The 17723-nt window shown below is 69.8% G+C and carries 16 protein-coding genes and 3 tRNA genes; 11 read left to right on the forward strand and 8 right to left on the reverse strand.

From position 1 onward, the window contains the following. Positions 1-35 precede the first annotated feature (35 nt). The 4 genes from gltX to D457_RS0110855 all read left to right on the forward strand — a co-directional run bounded on the left by gltX (position 36) and on the right by D457_RS0110855 (position 2046). On the forward strand, positions 36-1484 hold the full coding sequence (gltX, locus tag D457_RS0110840; protein ID WP_083926731.1) for a glutamate--tRNA ligase: 1449 nt from the start codon (positions 36-38) through the stop codon (positions 1482-1484). Between the two features lie 168 nt (positions 1485-1652). Further along, positions 1653-1724, forward strand: a tRNA-Gln gene (locus D457_RS0110845). Between the two features lie 46 nt (positions 1725-1770). After that, a tRNA-Glu gene (locus D457_RS0110850) sits at positions 1771-1846 on the forward strand. Positions 1847-1970: 124 nt separating this feature from the next. Continuing rightward, positions 1971-2046, forward strand: a tRNA-Glu gene (locus tag D457_RS0110855). Between the two features lie 51 nt (positions 2047-2097). On the opposite strand, the gene D457_RS0110860 is transcribed toward D457_RS0110855, so the two are convergent. After that, positions 2098-3129, reverse strand: coding sequence for a DUF4073 domain-containing protein (locus D457_RS0110860; protein WP_017580689.1), 1032 nt, complete (start codon positions 3127-3129; stop codon positions 2098-2100). A gap of 550 nt (positions 3130-3679) precedes the next feature. Between D457_RS0110860 and D457_RS35705 the strand changes: the two genes are divergently transcribed. Continuing rightward, positions 3680-4009: a hypothetical protein gene (locus tag D457_RS35705; RefSeq protein WP_152514214.1), complete on the forward strand. Its 330-nt coding sequence runs from the start codon at positions 3680-3682 to the stop codon at positions 4007-4009. 159 nt (positions 4010-4168) lie between these two features. Here D457_RS35705 and D457_RS0110865 read toward each other — a convergent pair whose 3' ends face one another. The 6 genes from D457_RS0110865 to D457_RS0110890 form a co-directional block, all read right to left on the reverse strand. Then, positions 4169-4771 carry a TetR/AcrR family transcriptional regulator gene (locus D457_RS0110865; protein ID WP_017580690.1) on the reverse strand — a complete coding sequence of 201 codons (603 nt, stop codon included), beginning with the start codon at positions 4769-4771 and terminating at the stop codon, positions 4169-4171. A gap of 204 nt (positions 4772-4975) precedes the next feature. Then, entirely contained in the window at positions 4976-6109 is a 1134-nt protein-coding gene (locus D457_RS0110870; protein WP_017580691.1) for a PDR/VanB family oxidoreductase, read from the reverse strand. Continuing rightward, positions 6106-7095 carry a metal-dependent hydrolase gene (locus D457_RS0110875; protein WP_017580692.1) on the reverse strand — a complete coding sequence of 330 codons (990 nt, stop codon included), beginning with the start codon at positions 7093-7095 and terminating at the stop codon, positions 6106-6108. Before D457_RS0110875 ends, D457_RS0110870 begins: the two co-directional genes overlap by 4 nt. Before the next feature lie 70 nt (positions 7096-7165). Then, positions 7166-8950 carry an SDR family oxidoreductase gene (locus D457_RS0110880; RefSeq protein WP_017580693.1) on the reverse strand — a complete coding sequence of 595 codons (1785 nt, stop codon included), beginning with the start codon at positions 8948-8950 and terminating at the stop codon, positions 7166-7168. Then, positions 8947-9861, reverse strand: a complete 915-nt coding sequence (locus D457_RS0110885; protein WP_017580694.1) for a M24 family metallopeptidase — start codon at positions 9859-9861, stop codon at positions 8947-8949. Before D457_RS0110885 ends, D457_RS0110880 begins: the two co-directional genes overlap by 4 nt. Positions 9862-10024: 163 nt before the next feature. Next, on the reverse strand, positions 10025-10711 hold the full coding sequence (locus D457_RS0110890; protein WP_026116533.1) for an IclR family transcriptional regulator: 687 nt from the start codon (positions 10709-10711) through the stop codon (positions 10025-10027). 180 nt (positions 10712-10891) lie between these two features. Between D457_RS0110890 and leuC the strand changes: the two genes are divergently transcribed. The 3 genes from leuC (at position 10892) to D457_RS0110905 (ending at position 13562) form a co-directional block, all read left to right on the forward strand. Then, positions 10892-12298: a 3-isopropylmalate dehydratase large subunit gene (gene leuC, locus D457_RS0110895; protein ID WP_017580696.1), complete on the forward strand. Its 1407-nt coding sequence runs from the start codon at positions 10892-10894 to the stop codon at positions 12296-12298. 31 nt (positions 12299-12329) lie between these two features. After that, the gene (gene leuD / locus D457_RS0110900) at positions 12330-12920 is read left to right on the forward strand and encodes a 3-isopropylmalate dehydratase small subunit (protein ID WP_017580697.1); all 591 of its coding nucleotides are present in this window, start codon (positions 12330-12332) and stop codon (positions 12918-12920) included. Between the two features lie 360 nt (positions 12921-13280). Next, the gene (locus D457_RS0110905) at positions 13281-13562 is read left to right on the forward strand and encodes an HU family DNA-binding protein (RefSeq protein ID WP_014910144.1); all 282 of its coding nucleotides are present in this window, start codon (positions 13281-13283) and stop codon (positions 13560-13562) included. A 115-nt stretch (positions 13563-13677) separates the two neighbouring features. On the opposite strand, the gene cofC is transcribed toward D457_RS0110905, so the two are convergent. Beyond that, positions 13678-14325: a 2-phospho-L-lactate guanylyltransferase gene (gene cofC / locus D457_RS0110910; RefSeq protein ID WP_017580698.1), complete on the reverse strand. Its 648-nt coding sequence runs from the start codon at positions 14323-14325 to the stop codon at positions 13678-13680. A 240-nt stretch (positions 14326-14565) separates the two neighbouring features. On the opposite strand from cofC, the gene D457_RS0110915 reads away from it, so the two are divergent. The 3 genes from D457_RS0110915 to D457_RS0110925 are packed head-to-tail and all read left to right on the forward strand — an operon-like array spanning position 14566 to position 17707. Beyond that, positions 14566-15408, forward strand: a complete 843-nt coding sequence (locus tag D457_RS0110915) for a lysophospholipid acyltransferase family protein (RefSeq protein ID WP_017580699.1) — start codon at positions 14566-14568, stop codon at positions 15406-15408. After that, positions 15405-16478, forward strand: coding sequence for an NAD(P)H-dependent glycerol-3-phosphate dehydrogenase (locus tag D457_RS0110920; protein WP_017580700.1), 1074 nt, complete (start codon positions 15405-15407; stop codon positions 16476-16478). The genes D457_RS0110915 and D457_RS0110920 overlap by 4 nt, the downstream gene beginning before the upstream one ends. A gap of 11 nt (positions 16479-16489) precedes the next feature. Then, entirely contained in the window at positions 16490-17707 is a 1218-nt protein-coding gene (locus D457_RS0110925) for a trans-sulfuration enzyme family protein (RefSeq protein ID WP_017580701.1), read from the forward strand. The last annotated feature ends 16 nt before the right edge of the window (positions 17708-17723 follow it).

Raw genomic sequence — 17723 nt, forward strand, 5'->3', positions numbered from 1 at the left:
ACAGGTCATCCCGGGCCACCGATACCCTGGGGACCGTGACTGAGACTCCTATTCGTACCCGCTTCGCCCCGTCCCCCACGGGCATGTTCCACGTCGGTGGTGCACGTTCCGCCCTCTTCAACTGGGCTCTGGCCCAGCAGCAGCCCGAGGGCCGCATGGTGCTGCGCATCGAGGACACCGACGCCGCCCGCAACCGTCCCGAGTGGACCGACGGCATCATCCGCGCGATGTCGTGGATCGGCATCGACGAGAACGACCCGCACTTCGAGGGTCCCTACTTCCAGTCGGCCTACGTCGACAAGCACCGCGAGACCGCGCAGGAGCTGTACCGCTCCGGCCGCGCCTACTACTGCGACTGCACCCGCGAGCAGGTGCAGGAGCGCCGCGGCAACCAGTACCTGGGCTACGACGGCTTCTGCCGGGAACGCGGCCTGGAGCCTGGCCCGGGCCGGGCGCTGCGCTTCCGCGTACCCGAGGGCGGCCCCACGGTCGTCCGCGACCAGATCCGCGGCGACGTGGAGTTCGACCACGCCTCCATCGAGGACTTCGTGATCGCCCGCGCTGACGGCTCTCCGCTGTTCGTGCTGGCCAACGTGCTCGACGACGTCGAGATGCGGATCACGCACGTCATCCGCGGCGAGGAGCACCTGTCCAACACCCCCAAGCAGCAGCTGCTGTGGGAGGCGCTGGATCTGACCCCGCCGGTGTGGGCGCACCTGCCCGTCATCGTCAACGAGCAGCGCAAGAAGCTGTCCAAGCGCCGGGACAAGGTCGCCCTGGAGTCCTACCAGGAGGAGGGCTACCTCGCCGAGGCGATGATCAACTACCTGATGCTGCTGGGCTGGGCACCGGGTGACGACCGCGAGATCATGCCGTGGTCGGAGATGATGCCGCTGTTCCGTATCCAGGACGTCAACAGCTCCAGCGCGTTCTTCGACGAGAAGAAGCTGCGCGCCTTCAACGGCGAGTACATCCGTGAGCTGAGCGTCGAGGACTTCATCGAGCGCTGCCAGCCGTGGCTCACCGGCGAGGGCACCCCCTGGGACGCCGCCGACTACGACGCCGAGGCGTTCGCCGCGGTCGCCCCGCTCGCGCAGAGCCGTGTGGCGGTGCTCAGCGAGATCGTCCCCAACGTGGACTTCCTCTTCCTGAAGGAGCCCGTGGAGGACGAGAAGAGCTGGAAGAAGGCGATGAAGCCGGGCGTCGGCAAGGAGATGGTGGAGGCCGCCCTCGCGCGCTTCGCTGACCCCGAGCTCGACTGGACGGCTGACGCCCTCAAGGCCGCCACCGAGGAGACCGGGGCCACGCTCGGGCTGAAGCTGGGCAAGGCCCAGGCGCCGGTGCGGGTGGCCGTCACCGGACGGACCGTCGGGCTGCCGCTGTTCGAGTCCCTAGAGCTGCTGGGCCGCGAGCGCGTCCAGGCGCGTCTGGAGGCCGCTCTAGAGCGCCTGCGCGCCGAAGAGAAGGCCGCCGACGAAGGCTGACCAGTGCGTCGGTCAGAGCGCTGATGTGCGCCTGATCTGTACGGGGTGGCCGGGGCCACAGCCCGGTCACCCCGATTCTGGTTCGCGAGTACTCAGAATGTCCGCTAGAGTTAAACACGTCGCCGAGGGGGACAGGGCAGCGAAAGCCGCCAAGTCCTCCAAGAGCACTGGCCTATGGTGTAATCGGCAGCACGACTGATTCTGGTTCAGTTAGTCTAGGTTCGAGTCCTGGTAGGCCAGCGCATGATCGCGTAGCGATCAGCACGGATCTTCGGATCCACAGTGCGCCCCCGTCGTCTAGTGGCCTAGGACGCCGCCCTCTCAAGGCGGTAACGGCGGTTCGAATCCGCTCGGGGGTACCACAGGAGAACGCTTCCACTTCGTGGAGGCTTTCTCTCTGACTGGCGCTTGTCGCCAGTGTCCGGTTCGAGTGGGTATCGTGGGTTCACGTTCCTCTCGACCATCAGTCTCCAGGGACTGGTTGAGGCCCCCGTCGTCTAGTGGCCTAGGACGCCGCCCTCTCAAGGCGGTAACGGCGGTTCGAATCCGCTCGGGGGTACCAGCGAGAAGGCTCCATCCACACGGATGGAGCCTTCTGTCGTTGTGTGGCCCCTTAGCCGGTGGGAGCCTCGATCTCCAGCGAACGGATCACCGCGCCGGCCTTCAGATCATGCGCGTGCACGGTCACCGTGCCGTCCTGCGCCACGTCGATCCGCAGCCCCTGCGCCGCCGAGGCGTCGATCGCCCGCTCGCCGCCGTTGCCGTTCGGACCGTAGAGGGTCTGCACGAACCCGGTGTTGACCACCGTGAACCCCCGCGGATCGCCGCCGGAGACCACCTTGCGCACAGCCCAGTCGTCACGCTCCAAAGACCAGTGCGTGTGCCCGGACAAAAACACGACATCGGCGTGCCCGCCCAGAATCTCCAGAAGCTCGATCTCGTCCACGAAGTCCTGGTCGTAGAACCGGGCCTTGTCCTCCCCGGTCGTCCCGGAAATGCTCTCCGGCAGCACATGATGGCTCAGCACGAACACCGGAAGCCCGCTGCCCGCGTAGTGGGACAGCCGCTCGTCCAGCCAGGACAGCTGTTCGGCACCCAGCGTCACGAACGGAGGGCTGGTGCCCGCGAAGGGCTCGGTGGTCCCGATCGCCAACAGCGGCACGTCGCCCACCACCTGCTCCGAGTACACCCCGGGCATGCCGGTGTACTCCACGAACCGGTCGACCTGGATGTCGAAGGGCTCGCTGTTGTACAGCTCGTGATTGCCGATGGTGCTGATCACCCGCTCCGGATGCGGGTGCGAGTCCAGCACCCTCCGGTAGGCCTCGTACTCGGAGATGTGGCCGTTGGCGACCAGGTCACCGTTGACCACGAGAGCGTCAGCCGTCCCGAGGGAGTCCAGATAATCCAGAACGTGCGCGAAGTCGGCCAGGTCGCCCTGGATATCGGAGATGACATCCAGAGTGGTCGCGGCGCCCTCCCGAGCCAGAGCGGTGCCCTCAGGCAGGAAGGTCAGCCCGGCAGCGGCCGCGGCGGCACCGGTGAGCGTGGTGAGGAAACCCCGCCGCCCCAACCCGGCCTGGGCAGAGGAATCAGAGGAAAGCGAGCCGGGGGAGCCGAAGCGGCCAGAGGAGGAGCCAGTCATGGGTGAGCCCTTCTACAGCGGGTAACACAGCGGGGCACCAGCCGGAAAGCTGACGATCCGAAACCGTAGGCGCGGCCGGTGGCCTGAGAACGTGGACCGGGTGTACACCGGATGACTACTCACCCCGGCCATGCGGGGAAGGCAGGGGCAAGGCCCCCACCTCGGAGCCCAACGCCTGGACGTGTCGCGGCCGGTCGAGGCGGGCGAGACGGAAAAGCGGCAGCGAGGGCCCCGGGTTCCCCAGCTCTGCGGGGACCGGGTCGCGTGTCGCGGCCGGTCACGCCTGCCTGCGAACCACAACAGCGCCCCACCAGCCTCCCCGGGCACGGTTTGGGCCCCTGTTTCGAAGATGATCTTGCTACCAGAAGCGAAATCGGCGCTGAACTTGCTTCTGGTAGCAAGATCACCGGGGATGAGGGGGTTTCGGAAGCAGCGGACAGCTCCAGGTGCGGGTTGCGGCCAGCCCTTCTCTCTGGCGGAAAAGCAGCCCCTTTGCGTAGCACGCGGGTGTGGCGATTTCCGAGTTGTCCAGATGATGGATGCCGGAATCATGGCCGTGAAAAAGGACAACCCGACTCTGTCCTGCAACGAACTCACCCGGGCGGGTCGGGATGTGGCGGCCAAGTTGAACCCGACCCTGGTGGAGGACCAGTACAAGAAGGCTTTCGACGCCTGCCGCGCGGACCTGGTTCGCGGCCACCCAGGACGGCGAAGTGATGGCGATGGATGCGGTGCGGCGGATGGCGTCCTGCGCCGGGTCATCCTGGACCCCCAGTCGGGTAAGCCCCTGGATGCGGGGCCCGGTGAGCTCCGGGGTGGGGAGAGCGGGATTTTCTCTGCTGCTGCTTGTTTTGGGCATGCCGAAGTGGGCGGGACGTGAAGATCCCCCTATTCGAGAAGAACACGCCGAGCAGGGGCAGCGCCATCTCAGGTGTGGCGGCCTGTGGATCAGTGTCTGCCTGGGGGCGACTCGTTGTGGGGTCAGGTGATGTGTGGGGGCGGTGATTCGTTGTGGGGCAGGTGATTTTTTTTGGGGGGGTCAGGTGATGTGGGCCGCGAGGCGGTCCAGTTCTTCCTGGGGGCCTCCGGCCGCGGTCAGCATGGCTATCAGCTGGTCGAGCAGCCAGTCGGCGAGTTCTTCGCGGGACATGCCATGGTCGCGGAGCCAGAACATCACCGCGGTCTCGACCGCTGACACCCAGCAGTGCAGGCTCAGCAGCAGTTTGGGCGAGGGGCCCTCGATGCCGGTGCGTTGGAGAATTAGGGCGCGCACGCCCTCGCGGACGCGGTCGATCTCGGCCTCGGTCTCCTCGGTGGAGATCACCGAGCCGCCGTTGAGCAGGGCGGCGTAGGAAGGGGCGTAGGAATCCGCGAAGTCGATGAAGGTGCGTAGGGCCACCCGCAGCTGTTCCAGGGGCGGCAGATCCTCGGGCGGGGCTAGGCGGGACATGAGTTCCGCCATGGCCTGCTCCAGAGCAGCCTTGCGCAGCTCCGCCATGTTGGGGAAGTAGCGGTAGACCAGGGCCCGGGAGACGTCGGCCTCCTCGGCGATTTCCTCCGGAGTGACATCACCGGGAGGGCGCCGCGCGAACACGCGCAGCGCCGTCCGGATCAGATCATCCCGGCGTTCGTGGGGCGCCATGCGGCGTGGCCGCCGCCTGGTCTCCGGCCGATCAGCCGGGACCGCCGAGCCCGTCACCCGCGCCTGGTGACGGTCGGCCCTGCTGGACACCACCGCTGTCGAAACCTCCCGGGGCCGCTCGCCCTGACTTCTGGCCCTGCAACTAGCCCTGCAACTCTCTGCTTCTGAAACTACCGCCCCCCGGGTCCCGCTATCGCGCTCCGCTCACAGGTCCAGTACGAGGCGCTCGTCCTCGTCGGCGCGGGAGACGCACAGGGCGAACTCCGCGCCGCGCGGCGAACCGCCGGTGGGCCGGTCCCGGTTGTCGGGCTTCCCGGACAGCAGCCCCACCCGGCAGGTGCCGCAGAAGCCCTGCCGGCACGAGTAAGCGGTCTCCGGGCGCACCCGGCGCACCACGTCCAGCGCCGACTCGTCCTCCGGAACGGTGAGCACCGGCCCGGAACGGCCCAACTGCACCTCGAACCTGCGGCCGTCCACGATCGGCGGCGGGGAGAAACGCTCGGAGAAGAACGGGTTCTCCGCGGGCACCCGCGTCCGGAGCGCGTTGATCAGCGGGGTCGGGCCGCACACGTACACGGCAGTGCCGGGGGTGAGATCAGTCAGAAGCTCCTCGACGTCCGGGGTCCCGTACTCGTCGTCGGGTCGCACGAACACGCTCGCCGCGCCCGCGCCCCCAACCCCGGGCAGCTCGTCCTGGAAGGGCATGCTCTCCCGGTCCCGGCCCGTGTAGACGAACGCGAACTCCCGGCCCGCGGCGTGTGCGGCCCGGACCATCGGCAGGATCGGGGTGATCCCGATACCGCCCGCCACGAACATGTACCGCTCGGCCCGGGCGAAGGGGAAGGCGTTGCGCGGCCCGCGCAGCCCGATCACGTCCCCCTCGGCGAGCTCGTGGACCAACCCCGAACCCACACCGCCCTCGATCCGCCGGACCGCGATCCGGTATCCGGAGCGGTCCGCCGGGTCGCCGCAGAGCGAGTACTGGCGCACCACGCCGCCGCTCAGCACCACGTCCACATGGTGGCCAGGCTGCCAGTACGGCAGCACGGCGCCCGGGCCGACGGGCACCAGGGTCAGGGCCGCGACGTCCGGTGCGGGCCGCTCCACCCGGGCCACCCGCACCGGCAGGTCCCCGGCCGGTGCGAGCGGCGGGTGGCCAGGCCGCCACCGCGAGGTGAGCGGCTCGATCCGCGCCGCGAGTTTCCCCAGGCCCAGCATGAACCGGTCCGGGCGCCGCTGACGGCCGTACAGGGAGACCGGCGGGCGCGGGTTCGCGTAGAACTCGGCGCTGTGCTTGACCTCCCGGGGGCGCTCGTCCTGGTGGGGTTCGCCGGTCACTGCGAGGCCTCCTGCTGCTTCGCTTCCTGCTTCAGGGCCTTCTCCGCTTCCTTCCTCGCCGCCTCCTGCTCGGCGGCGTCGGCGGCCCGGGCGGCGGGAGAGACCGCCAGGTAGGCGACGGCCTGGCTGGTGGAACCGTGGTGCGAGGGGTGGTACTTGCGGCGCAGGTACTCGGGGACGGCCCGCGCCAGGCGGCCCAGGTGCGGGATGAGTCCGCGCTTGCCGTCCCGCAGCGCCCAGGAGGCCTTGGGCTTGCGTCCCTCGATCCTCCCCTTCAGGTAGGGGTCGTTGGCGATCAGGAACCGTACCCCGCGTACCCACAGCGCGGCCAGCGCGAAGGCGGCCACGCCCATCGCCAGAGCACGGCGCGGGTAGCCGCCGTCCAGGTGCGTGTACAGGTCGTAGGCGACCGCGCGGTGCTCGACCTCCTCGGCGCCGTGCCAGCGCAGCAGGTCCAGCATCGTCGGGTCGGTGCCGACCTCGTCCAGCTCCTTCGCGTCCAGCACCCACTGGCCCAGAACGGCCGTGTAGTGCTCGATTCCGGCGATCACCGCGAGCCGGGTGCGCAGCCAGGCGAATTCGCGGGCCCCGGAGAGGTCGCGGTCGCCGAGCACGACCCGGAACATCCAGGCGATCTGCTCCACGTAGGGCCGCGGGTCCAGGCCGTGCGCGTCCATGTGGTCGAGCACGCCCGCGTGCGCCTCGGCGTGCACGGCCTCCTGCCCGATGAAGCCGAGCACCTGCTCGCGCAGCTCATCGTCGGTGATGTGCGGGACGGCCTGCTTGAAGACCTCCACGAACCACCGCTCACCCTCGGGCAGCAGCAGGTGCAGCACGTTGATGACGTGGGTGGCGAAGGGCTCGTTCGGGATCCAGTGCAGGTCCAGCTTGCTCCAGTCGAACTGCACGTCACGCGCGTGCAGGACGAGGCGGTCGGGTTCGTCCACGCCGGGCTGGGCGGGGAGGAGAGTGTGGTCGCTGCTCATGGTCAGCCTCCTGGGTGGGAGCGAGGGTGTTCGAGAAAGAGAAAGGGGGACGGGCCGGCACGGGCTCGGCTCAGATCGGCGGGGCCACCCGGGCGTAGCCGCGGATCGCCGCCGGGGACAGCCGGGACAGGGCCAGCCCGATGTGCGCCTCGCTGGTGATCGGGACGATCTCCGGGCCGGACTCGATGGCGTTCGCGATCCGCCGGGCCGCCTTCTCCGGGGTGTAGCCGCGCAGCCGGTAGAGCCGGTTGAGCTTGTCCTTGGTGCCGGAGACCTCGCCCATCCCGGAGAGGCGGGCGTTCGAGATGATCCCGGTGTTGATCAGGCCCGGGCAGACGGCGGTGACGCTCACGCCCTTCCCCGCCAGTTCTCCGCGCAGGGAGCGGCTGAGCCCGAGCACCGCCGCCTTGGTGGCCGAGTAGGCGCCGTACAACCGCGAGGGCAGGTAGGACGCGGCCGAGGCGGTGTTGACGATCCGGCCGCCGCCCCCGCTCTCCACCATCATCGGGGCGAAGGCGCGGACACCGTTGATCACGCCCCACAGGTTGATGTCGACCACCCGTTCCAGGTCCTCGGTGGTGGCCTCCAGGAAGGGACCGGCCACACCGATCCCGGCGTTGTTCACCACCAGGTCCGGCACCCCGTACTCCTCGCGCACCCCTACAGCGAGCTTGTCCATGGCGGCGGAGTCGGTGACGTCCACGCGCTGCGCGCTGGAACCGGGCGTGATCATGGAGCAGAGTTCGGCGGTGCGCTCGGCGGCGGGCGCGTTGACGTCCACCGCGACGATCCGGGCGCCGCGTTCGGCGAGCTCGAAGGCGAGGCAGCGGCCGATCCCGCTGCCCGCGCCGGTGATCACGGCGACCTGACCGGCGAAGGCGCCGCCGTGGCGGCGGGCCTGCTGCGCGGTGAGGTTGCGGACCGGGCGCGGTGCCCCGGACTCGATCTCCTCGACGAACGCGCGCACGCGCCGGGCGACCGGCTCGGGGTGGGAGCGGACCGACCAGTGGCCGCCCTTGAAGCGGTGGAAGCGGAAGTCCTCGACCCAGCGCGCGGCGTTGGACTGCACCTGCTCGACCATGAACGCGTCGTGCGTGGGCGCCAGGACCTGAACCGGCACGCCGGTGCGGCGTTCGGCGGGCTGGGTGAAGCGGCGGAACATGTTGGCGCGGTACAGCTCCAGCCCGTTGAGGTAGTCGCGGGTGGCGCGCTTGGCGGGGACCCGGGGGCCGCCGCCGATGCGCTCCAGCCCGGCCAGTGCGGCGCCGCCGATCCCGCTGAGCCAAGCGGCCTCGGGCAGTCCGGGTGTGCTGAAGAAGCCGATGTAGCTGGAGCGCACGGCCTGGCGCAGCACGTTGCGGACACCGTCGGGGGCCTTCCGCAGCCAGTGCCCGGCGTGGTCGAGGTCGGGGCCCGAGACGGAGGTGAAGGACGCGAACCGGTGGGCGTGCTTCGGCTCGGTGACGGCGTGCCAGGTCTGGATGGAGCCCCAGTCGTGGGCGACCAGGTGCACGGGCCGGTCGGGGCTGACGGCGTCGGCGACGGTGCGCAGGTCGTCGGCGAGCTGGTCCATCAGGTAGCCGGAGCGGTCGTCGGGGGCGGTGGAGCGCCCGGCGCCGCGGACGTCGTAGCTGACCACGTGGTAGTCGGCGGCGAGGTCGGCGACGAGGGCGTCCCAGACGGCGGCGTTGTCCGGGTAGCCGTGGACCAGGAGCAGAGTGGGAGGTACTGCGCCGTAGGCGTCCGTTGAGGGCGGTGGAGGCAGACGGGTGGGATCGGAGCCGACCCCGGCGGAGTAGACGGCCAGGCGCTGGCCGTCGGTGGCGGTGACGTAGCGGTGCGGTCCGGGGCTCATGCGGTGGTGGCCTCCTCGTCGGCGCAGACGGTGGTCAGGGTGCTGCCGGAGGCCCCGGGGCCCGCGGCGGTGACCGGGGAGCGGTCGTTCCACCGGTTCACGTGGGGCAGGTCGTCGTCGAGCCAGTAGGCGTCGCCGGAGGTGACGACGAGGATCTCCTCGAACTTGACCCCCATGTCGCGGAAGCCGATGTGGGGTTCCACCGCCCACATGCCGGGGGTGGCGGGGTGCGCGGAGATGTCGCCGTCCGCCCACAGCGGGGAGCGGTGGTGCATGCGCTCGACGATGAGGTCACCGAACAGGGTCTGCAGGGAGCGGATGCCGAAGCCCGCGACGATCGCCTTGGGCAGTCGGGACTCGACCTTGCCGACCTGGTGGGCGATGACACGGCCGGGATAGACCTGGTGCCGGTTGTCGTAGCCCTGTTCGCGGATGAGGGCGTCAACGGAGCGGTAGACGTCCTGGAGCGTGTTGCCCTCGCGGACCTTTTCGACGATCAGGCGCCGGTGCGCGCGCAGGTCGTCCATCAGGCGGTCGTGCAGGGGGTTCTCGCCGAGGTAGCCGGAGTAGCCGATGTCGGCGACGTAGCCGTCCCGGACCGGGGCGCAGTCGAGGATGAAGGGCATGCCCTCCTCCAGCCTGCGGTTGGTCGGGAAGAACTGCAGGGGCACCCGGAAGTTACGGAAGGCGGTGCGGTCGCCGAACCAGGCGAAGGGGGTGTGGAACCAGTCCTGCACTCCGCGGGTCTCCAGGTGTTCGCGGATGCGCCGGGCGGCCTCGCGTTCGGTCACACCGGGTTCGAGGGTGGCCGCCACGTCGCTGGCGGCCTGGTAGGCGAGTTGCTGGAGCTCACGGAAGGCGTCGAGCTCGGCCTGGGAAGATGTGTCCCCAGTCACGTTCTTGTGAGACATGCCGTCATGTTAGACAAAGTGTCAATAAGTGTCCACGGGCGGGGGTGGGTTTTCGGAACCCCTCTGGATACGTCGGCACACATGCGAAAGGCGGTGCCCTGGGTGGGCACCGCCGTCGACTTCGGGGATGGTGGTGGGTCCGGCGAGGCTGGGCCGGTGCTGGTTAGTGGGAGCCCTCGTAGGTGTGCAGGGACTCGCTGATCTTCTCGGCGGCCGACACCACGGCCTGCGAGTGCATGCGCCCCGGTGAGCGGGTGAGTCGCTCTATCGGGCCGGAGACGGACACCGCGCCGATCACGCGCCCGCCCGGGCCGGAGACCGGGGCCGAGACTGAGGCCACGCCCTGCTCGCGTTCGGCGACGCTCTGGGCCCACCGGCGGCGGCGCACCTGGGCGAGGCTGGCGGCGGTGAAGCGCGCGCCCACCAGGGAACGGCGGATCCGGTCGGCGTCTTCCCAGGCCAGCAGTACCTGGGCGGCCGAACCGGCGTTCATTGGCAGTTCGCTGCCGACCGGGACGGTGTCGCGCAGGCCGCTGCTGCGCTCGGAGGCGGCTACGCACACGCGCAGGTCGCCCTGGCGGCGGTAGAGCTGGGCGCTCTCGCCGGTGAGGTCGCGCAGCTGGACCAGGACCGGCGCGGCCACGGCGAGCAGGCGGTCCTCGCCGGTGGCGATCGACAGCTCTCCCAGGCGCGGCCCGAGCACGAACCTGCCCTGACTGTCCCTGGTGACCATGCGGTGCCGCTCCAGGGCGACGGCGAGACGGTGGGCGGTGGGGCGGGCCAGACCGGTGATCTGGACCAGCTGGGCCAGCGACGCGGGCCCCGACTCCAAGGCGTCGAGGACGGACATCGTCTTGTCCAGGACACCGACACCGCTGGATGAGCTAGAGTTGTCCATGGCTTGATATTGCCGTCTCGAAATATGGAATGCAAGTCGGCCGCACATCCGTGCGCGAGGCCAGCGGCCCAGATGAGCACCCCTCCACCCGAGACGCGCCACAGACGCTAGACACGAGAGAGGCGATCGCCCATGGCACGCACGATGGCCGAGAAGGTCTGGGAGGAGCACGTCGTCCGACGTGCCGACGGCGAGCCGGACCTGCTCTACATCGACCTCCACCTCGTCCACGAGGTGACCAGCCCGCAGGCCTTCGAAGGGCTGCGACTGGCGGGTCGCTCCGTGCGCCGTCCGGATCTGACCATCGCCACCGAGGACCACAACGTTCCGACGATGGACCTCCTGGCCCCCATCGCCGACCCGGTCTCCCGTAAGCAGGTCGAGACGCTGCGCAAGAACTGCTCCGACTTCGGCATCCGCCTGCACCCGATGGGCGACATCGACCAGGGCGTCGTGCACGTGGTCGGCCCCCAGCTCGGCCTCACCCAGCCCGGTATGACCGTGGTCTGCGGCGACAGCCACACCAGCACCCACGGCGCGTTCGGCGCGCTGGCCTTCGGTATCGGCACCAGCCAGGTCGAGCATGTCATGGCCACCCAGACCCTGCCGATGCAGCCGTTCAAGACCATGGCCGTCACGGTCAACGGAACGCTCAGGCCGGGTGTGTCCGCCAAGGACATCATCCTCGCCGTGATCGCCAAGATCGGCACCGGCGGCGGCCAGGGCTACGTCATCGAGTACCGGGGCGAGGCCATCGAGGCCCTGTCCATGGAAGCCCGCATGACGGTGTGCAACATGTCCATCGAGGCGGGCGCCCGCGCCGGGATGATCGCCCCGGACCAGACCACGTTCGACTACGTCCAGGGCCGCCCGCACGCGCCCCAGGGAGCGGACTTCGACGCCGCGGTCGAGCACTGGAAGAGCCTGCGCACCGACGAGGGCGCCGAGTTCGACGCCGAGGTGGTCCTGGACGCGGACGAGCTCAGCCCGTTCGTCACCTGGGGCACCAACCCCGGCCAGGGCGTGCCGCTGGACGCCGAGGTGCCCGACCCCGCCTCCTACGAGGACCCCTCTGCGCGCGCCGCCGCCGAGAAGGCCCTGAAGTACATGGACCTCAAGGCCGGAACGCCGATGCGCGAGGTCAAGGTGGACACCGTCTTCCTCGGCTCGTGCACCAACGGCCGGATCGAGGACCTGCGCACCGCCGCGGAGATCGTCCGGGGCCGCAAGGTCGCCGACGGCGTGCGGATGCTCGTGGTGCCCGGCTCCATGCGGGTCAAGGAGCAGGCCAACGAGGAGGGCCTGGGCCAGGTCTTCCTGGACGCCGGAGCCGAGTGGCGCGAGGCGGGCTGCTCGATGTGCCTGGGTATGAACCCGGACCAGCTCAAGCCCGGAGAGCGCAGCGCCTCCACCTCCAACCGCAACTTCGAGGGCCGTCAGGGCCGCGGCGGCCGTACCCACCTGGTCTCGCCCCAGGTCGCCGCCGCCACCGCCGTGCGCGGCACCCTGTCCTCACCCGCCGACCTGGACGCCCAGTAGCCCGTCCCGACCCCGTAAGGAGAGTCCTCCCATGGAGAAGTTCGACGTCCACACCGGTCGGGCCGTCCCGCTGCGCGCCAGCAACGTCGACACCGACCAGATCATCCCCGCCGTCTACCTGAAGCGGGTCAGCCGCACCGGGTTCGAGGACGGCCTGTTCGCCGAGTGGCGCAAGTCCGACCCGGACTTCGTGCTCAACCGCCCCGAGTACGAGGGCGCGTCCGTCCTAGTGGCCGGGCCGGACTTCGGTACCGGTTCCTCCCGTGAGCACGCCGTGTGGGCGCTGCAGGACTACGGCTTCAAGACCGTGCTGTCCTCGCGCTTCGCCGACATCTTCCGCGGCAACTCGCTCAAGGGCGGCCTGCTGACCGTCCTGCTGCCGCAGGAGGTCATCGACCGACTGTGGGACGCCATCGAGGCCGACCCCGCCACCGAGGTGACGGTGGACCTGGTCAACCGCGAGGTTCGCGGGCCCGGCGTGCAGGAGCCGTTCGAGTTGGACGACTACACCCGCTGGCGGCTGTTGGAGGGTCTGGACGACATCGCCCTGACGCTCCGTCACACGGATGAGATCGGTGAGTTCGAGACCACTCGCGAGCCCTGGAAGCCGGTCACGCTCTAGCGCCGGACGGGGTTCGGAACGCCGAACTGAAGCGGGATCGAGGGTCGTTGTGACTCAGTGCACCCTCGGTCCCGAATAATTTTACCTTTACTTGACGTGAGCGCTCGCTTACGGTCTTTGTGCCCTTAACCGCAGCCTGCCCCGCGCCCGGAATCCGGTTATACGTAGGCATTTGAGGGCCGCAGAAGGGGTCAAAAGGGGCCTGGTCGCCACCCCCGCCTCTTGCACCCCATCCGTTGCGGAGGGTGACCTTGCAGGTCGGGAGGGGCCCGACACGCCTAGCTCACGGGCGTTTGTATTTGTGTAAGGGCCTCTGCTTCCCCTAATTTCGTGCGAGCAAGGGGGAACCGGAGGAACCTTATGAACAAGCGTGACCTGATCGACGCGATCTCCGACCGTCTCGGAGACAAGAAGACCGCGACCGAAGCGGTCAACGCTGTGCTTGAGACCATTCAGGCCACCGTGGCGTCGGGCGACAAGGTCGCCATCACGGGCTTCGGCGTTTTCGAGAAGTCCGAGCGTGCGGCTCGCACCGCCCGCAATCCCGCCACAGGCGCCACGATCAACGTCCCCGCGAGCTTCGTTCCGAAGTTCCGCGCTGGCGCTGACTTCAAGGCTCTGGTCAACGGCGACAAGAAGTAATACCGCTCGCCCTCTGGCGAACGGCTGGTTCCGCCCGGGTTTCCCACAAGGGGACCCGGGCGGAGCACTGTCCGGGGCCGGTTCAGGGATTGCTCCCGGGTCCGCTCCGGAACCGTCAGCAGGCGTCGCTCGGAGCGCGCGCCGCCACCCGCTCCAGGAGTTCACGCGTGCGAGGCCCCACGCCCAGGGCCGCCGCGGCCGTCAGATCCTCTGGGGTGTCCACGTCCCGCCGGACCGACTCCGTGCCCGGGACCAGCAGTTCGCGGGCCCCACCGGCCAGATGGCGGGCGCGTGAGGCCCCCTCGAAGGCCGGGGCGAGCCGCATCCCGGGCGAAGCGGCCAGCAGAGTGGTCCCCACGCCGGGGGAGTCCGCCAGAAACGACCTTCCGTGCGCGGCGGCGGCCGCCAGCACCCGCTCCAGTTCGGCCGGGCGCAGCGCGGGCAGATCCGCGGAGAGCGCACACACCCCGAACCCCGGCAGGCGGGCGGCCGCGATCCGGGCCCCGTGCTCCAACGCCGGGTTCAGACCACCGCCTGGCTCACCGCCCACCACCACCGCGCCCAGTCCCGCGAGCTCGGCGCGCGCACGCGGGTCCTCGGTCACCGCGAACACAGCCCCCGTGGCAGGGCAGGAGCGCGCCGCGGCCACCGTGTCGCAGGCGATCGCCAGCGCCAGGTCCTCCCGGAGCTCCCCGGCGGCCCGGGTCAGTCGTGTCTTGGCCAGGCCGAGGTGCTTGACTGGGACGATCAGGGACCAGCGCACCCCGACGTGCGAAGCCCCGCCTCGCTCTCCAAAGCCGGTCACGGTTCCCCCGGGACGTTGATGCGGCCACGACAGTGATGAGGGTAGGCGTTCGGGGTACGGCGCGGCGCGGGCACCCTGGGCGTGTCCGGCCGGGCGCCCCGAACGGCGCACCCCGGTACATCAGTGCACGTCCTAGACTGAGTCGGTTGAGCTTCCGTGGTCCGGACCGGGCCGGGAGTGAGAAGTGAGGAGTCCCCCGTGGCCAAGCAACGAGAATCGCGATGGGTCAAGTGGGTCGTGTCCCGGATCGTCCGGTTCGTCCTGTGGTTCGTGGTCAAGCCCGAGTGGAAGGGCACCGAGCACGTGCCCGCCCAGGGCGGAGCCATCATCGCGGCGAACCACCTTTCGGTGACCGACCCCCTGACCGTCGCGCACTTCCTCTACATCGGTGCGCGCCGCTGGCCGACCTTCACCATGAAGGACGCGGTCATGAAGATCCCCGTGGTCCGCTCGGTGGCCAGGAGCACCGGACAGATCCCGATCAAGCGCGGCAGCGCCGACGCGGTCAAGGCGCTGGGCGAGGCCGAGAAGGCGCTCGTCGAGGACGGTTCGTCGGTGATCTTCTACCCGGAGGGCACCTGCACCCGCGACCCCGAGCTGTGGCCGATGACCGCCAAGAATGGCGTGGCCCGGCTGGCCCTGACCACCGGTGTGCCGGTCATCCCCGTTGCGCACTGGGGCGAGCAGAACATCCTGCCCTACGGTGAAAAGAAGCCGCGTCTGCTGCCGCCGCGCAAGAAGGTCCAGTTCCGCGCGGGCCCGGCGGTGGACCTGTCCGAGTTCCGGGGCAAGCCGATCACCGCGACCGTCCTGGACGGCGCCACCAAGGCGATCATGGCCGACATCACCGCCCTGCAGGCCGAGATTCGTGGTGAGACCCCGCCGGCCGAGCCCTTCGACTTCAAGAAGGCCCGCCAGCAGGCCGCGGAGGCCAAGCGCGCCGAGCGGGAAGAGATCACGGAGGCACCCGAGGTGCCGACCGCTGACACGACCGCCGAAACCACCGAAGCCGACAACGGGAAGAACAGCACGGGGGCATGACCGACCAGATGAGCGCTGACAACGTGGGCCACGTGAAGGTCGCGGTACTGGGCAGCGGGTCCTGGGGGACCACGTTCGCCAACATCGTCGCCGACGCCGCGGACCTGGCGCGCAAGAGCGGCGAGGGCCCTGTGGCCGAGGTGGTCCTGTGGGGGCGCCGGGCTGCGGTGGTCGACGCGATCAACGAGTCCTCGGAGAACCCGGACTACTTTCCGGGGATCACGCTCAACGGGCGGCTGCACGCCACCACGGACGCGGCCGAGGCGCTGTCCGGCGCCCGGGTCGTGGTGCTGGCCGTCCCCTCGCAGACACTGCGGGAGAACCTGGCGTCCTGGCGGGAGCACATCGCCGAGGACGCGGTGGTGGTCAGCCTCATGAAGGGTGTCGAGCTCGGCACCCTCATGCGGATGAGCCAGGTCATCGGCGAGGTCCTCGAAATGTCCGAGAAGCGGATCGCTGTGGTGTCCGGGCCCAACCTGGCTCGGGAGATCATCGAGCGCCAGCCGGCCACCGCCGTGGTCGCCTGCCCGCACTACGAGACGGCCGTCCTCCTACAGGGGCTCTGCAAGTCCACGTACTTCCGCCCCTACACCAGCACCGACCTGGTGGGCGTGGAGATCGGTGGCGCGATGAAGAACGTGATCGGCCTGGCAGTCGGCGTCGCCGAGGGCATGGGTTTCGGTGACAACACCAAGGCCTCGCTGATCACCCGCGGGCTGGCCGAGACCACCCGCCTCGCGGTGACGCTCGGAGCCGACGAACACACCCTGTCCGGCTTGGCCGGAATGGGTGACCTCGTGGCGACATGCTCGTCCCCACTGTCGCGGAACCGGACCTTCGGTGAGAAACTGGGCGCGGGCAAAACCCTCGAACAGGTCGTCGCCGAGACCAGGCAGACGGCCGAGGGGGTCAAGTCGTCCGAGTCGATCCTCGAACTCGGCTGGACCCACGGGGTCGACATGCCGATCACCGAGGCCGTCGTCAAGATGATGCACCACGACATGAGCCCGGCCCAGGCACTGCTGGCGTTCATGTCACGCAGCACCAAGCCGGAGCGCTACGGCGTCTGAGAGCGAGCACGATGACACACACACCTGGTTCCGGGAGCGCGGGGGAGCACACGCGGGCGGTCTCCGCCCCGCTGGCTCCGGTCCCCGCCGAGCGGCCGATGCGGATGCCCGTCCATCGGGCCACCACCTACGCGTTCGACACCTCCCAGGGGTTCGCGGACGTGCTGGCCGGTGCGCGGAGCGGCTACTCCTACGCCCGCATCGACAGTCCCACCGTGGACGCCTTCGCGGACGCGGTCGCGGCGCTGGAGGGCGCGGGGCTCCCCGACCGGGTGCGTGGTCAGGCCTTCGCCTCCGGTATGGCGGCGATCAGCACCGTGCTGCTGGCCCTCACCGAGGCCGGGGCGCACGTGGTGGCCTCCCGCCAGATCTACGGCAACACGTACTCGCTGCTGGACCGGCTGATGCGCCGCTTCGGGGTGCGCACGGACTTCGTGGACATCACCGACCTGGACGCCGTACGCGCGGCGGTCACGCCCCAGACGCGCGTGGTGTTCACCGAGACGCTGTCCAACCCGGCCATGACCGTCTCCGATCTGCCCGGGCTGGCACAGATCTCCCGTGAGGCGGGCGCCGCCCTGGTGGTGGACTCCACGTTCGCTTCCCCGGCGGTCTGCCGCCCCCTGGAGTTCGGCGCCGACATCGTGGTGCACTCGGCCACCAAGTACCTGGGCGGGCACAGCGACACCACCGGCGGCGTGGCCGTGGCCTCGCCCGACCTGATCGACCGTATCCGCGCGGCCCGCATCGACCTGGGCCCGTGCCTGGCCCCGGACGAGGCGTACCTGCTGCACCGCGGCCTGGAGACCCTGCCGCTGCGCGTGCAGCGCCAGTGCGAGAGCGCCGCGGCCTTCGCGGCCGCTCTGGACGGGCACCCGCTCGTGGAGCGGGTGGACCACCCGTCGCTGGCCTCGCACCCCGAGCACACGCTCGCCGGCAAGCTCTTCGACGAAGGCCGCTACGGCGCGGTGGTCACCGTGCACCCGCGCGGCGGCGCCGACGAGGGCATGGCCTTCGCGGACCGGCTTCAGGTGGCTACCATCGCCGCCTCCCTCGGCGGCACGCACACCCTGGCCGGGCACGTGGCCTCGACCTCGCACCGCAGCATGAGCGAGGCGGAGCTGGCCGCCGCGGGCATCTCCCTGGGCGCGGTACGGTTCTCCATCGGTCTGGAGGACCCCCAGGACCTCATCGAGGACGCCCTCGCGGCGCTCGACGGGGGAAAGTGACACACGGGTGCGTTTC

Origin of the sequence: Nocardiopsis valliformis DSM 45023, assembly GCF_000340985.1 — a bacterium.
GTDB lineage: Bacteria > Actinomycetota > Actinomycetes > Streptosporangiales > Streptosporangiaceae > Nocardiopsis > Nocardiopsis exhalans.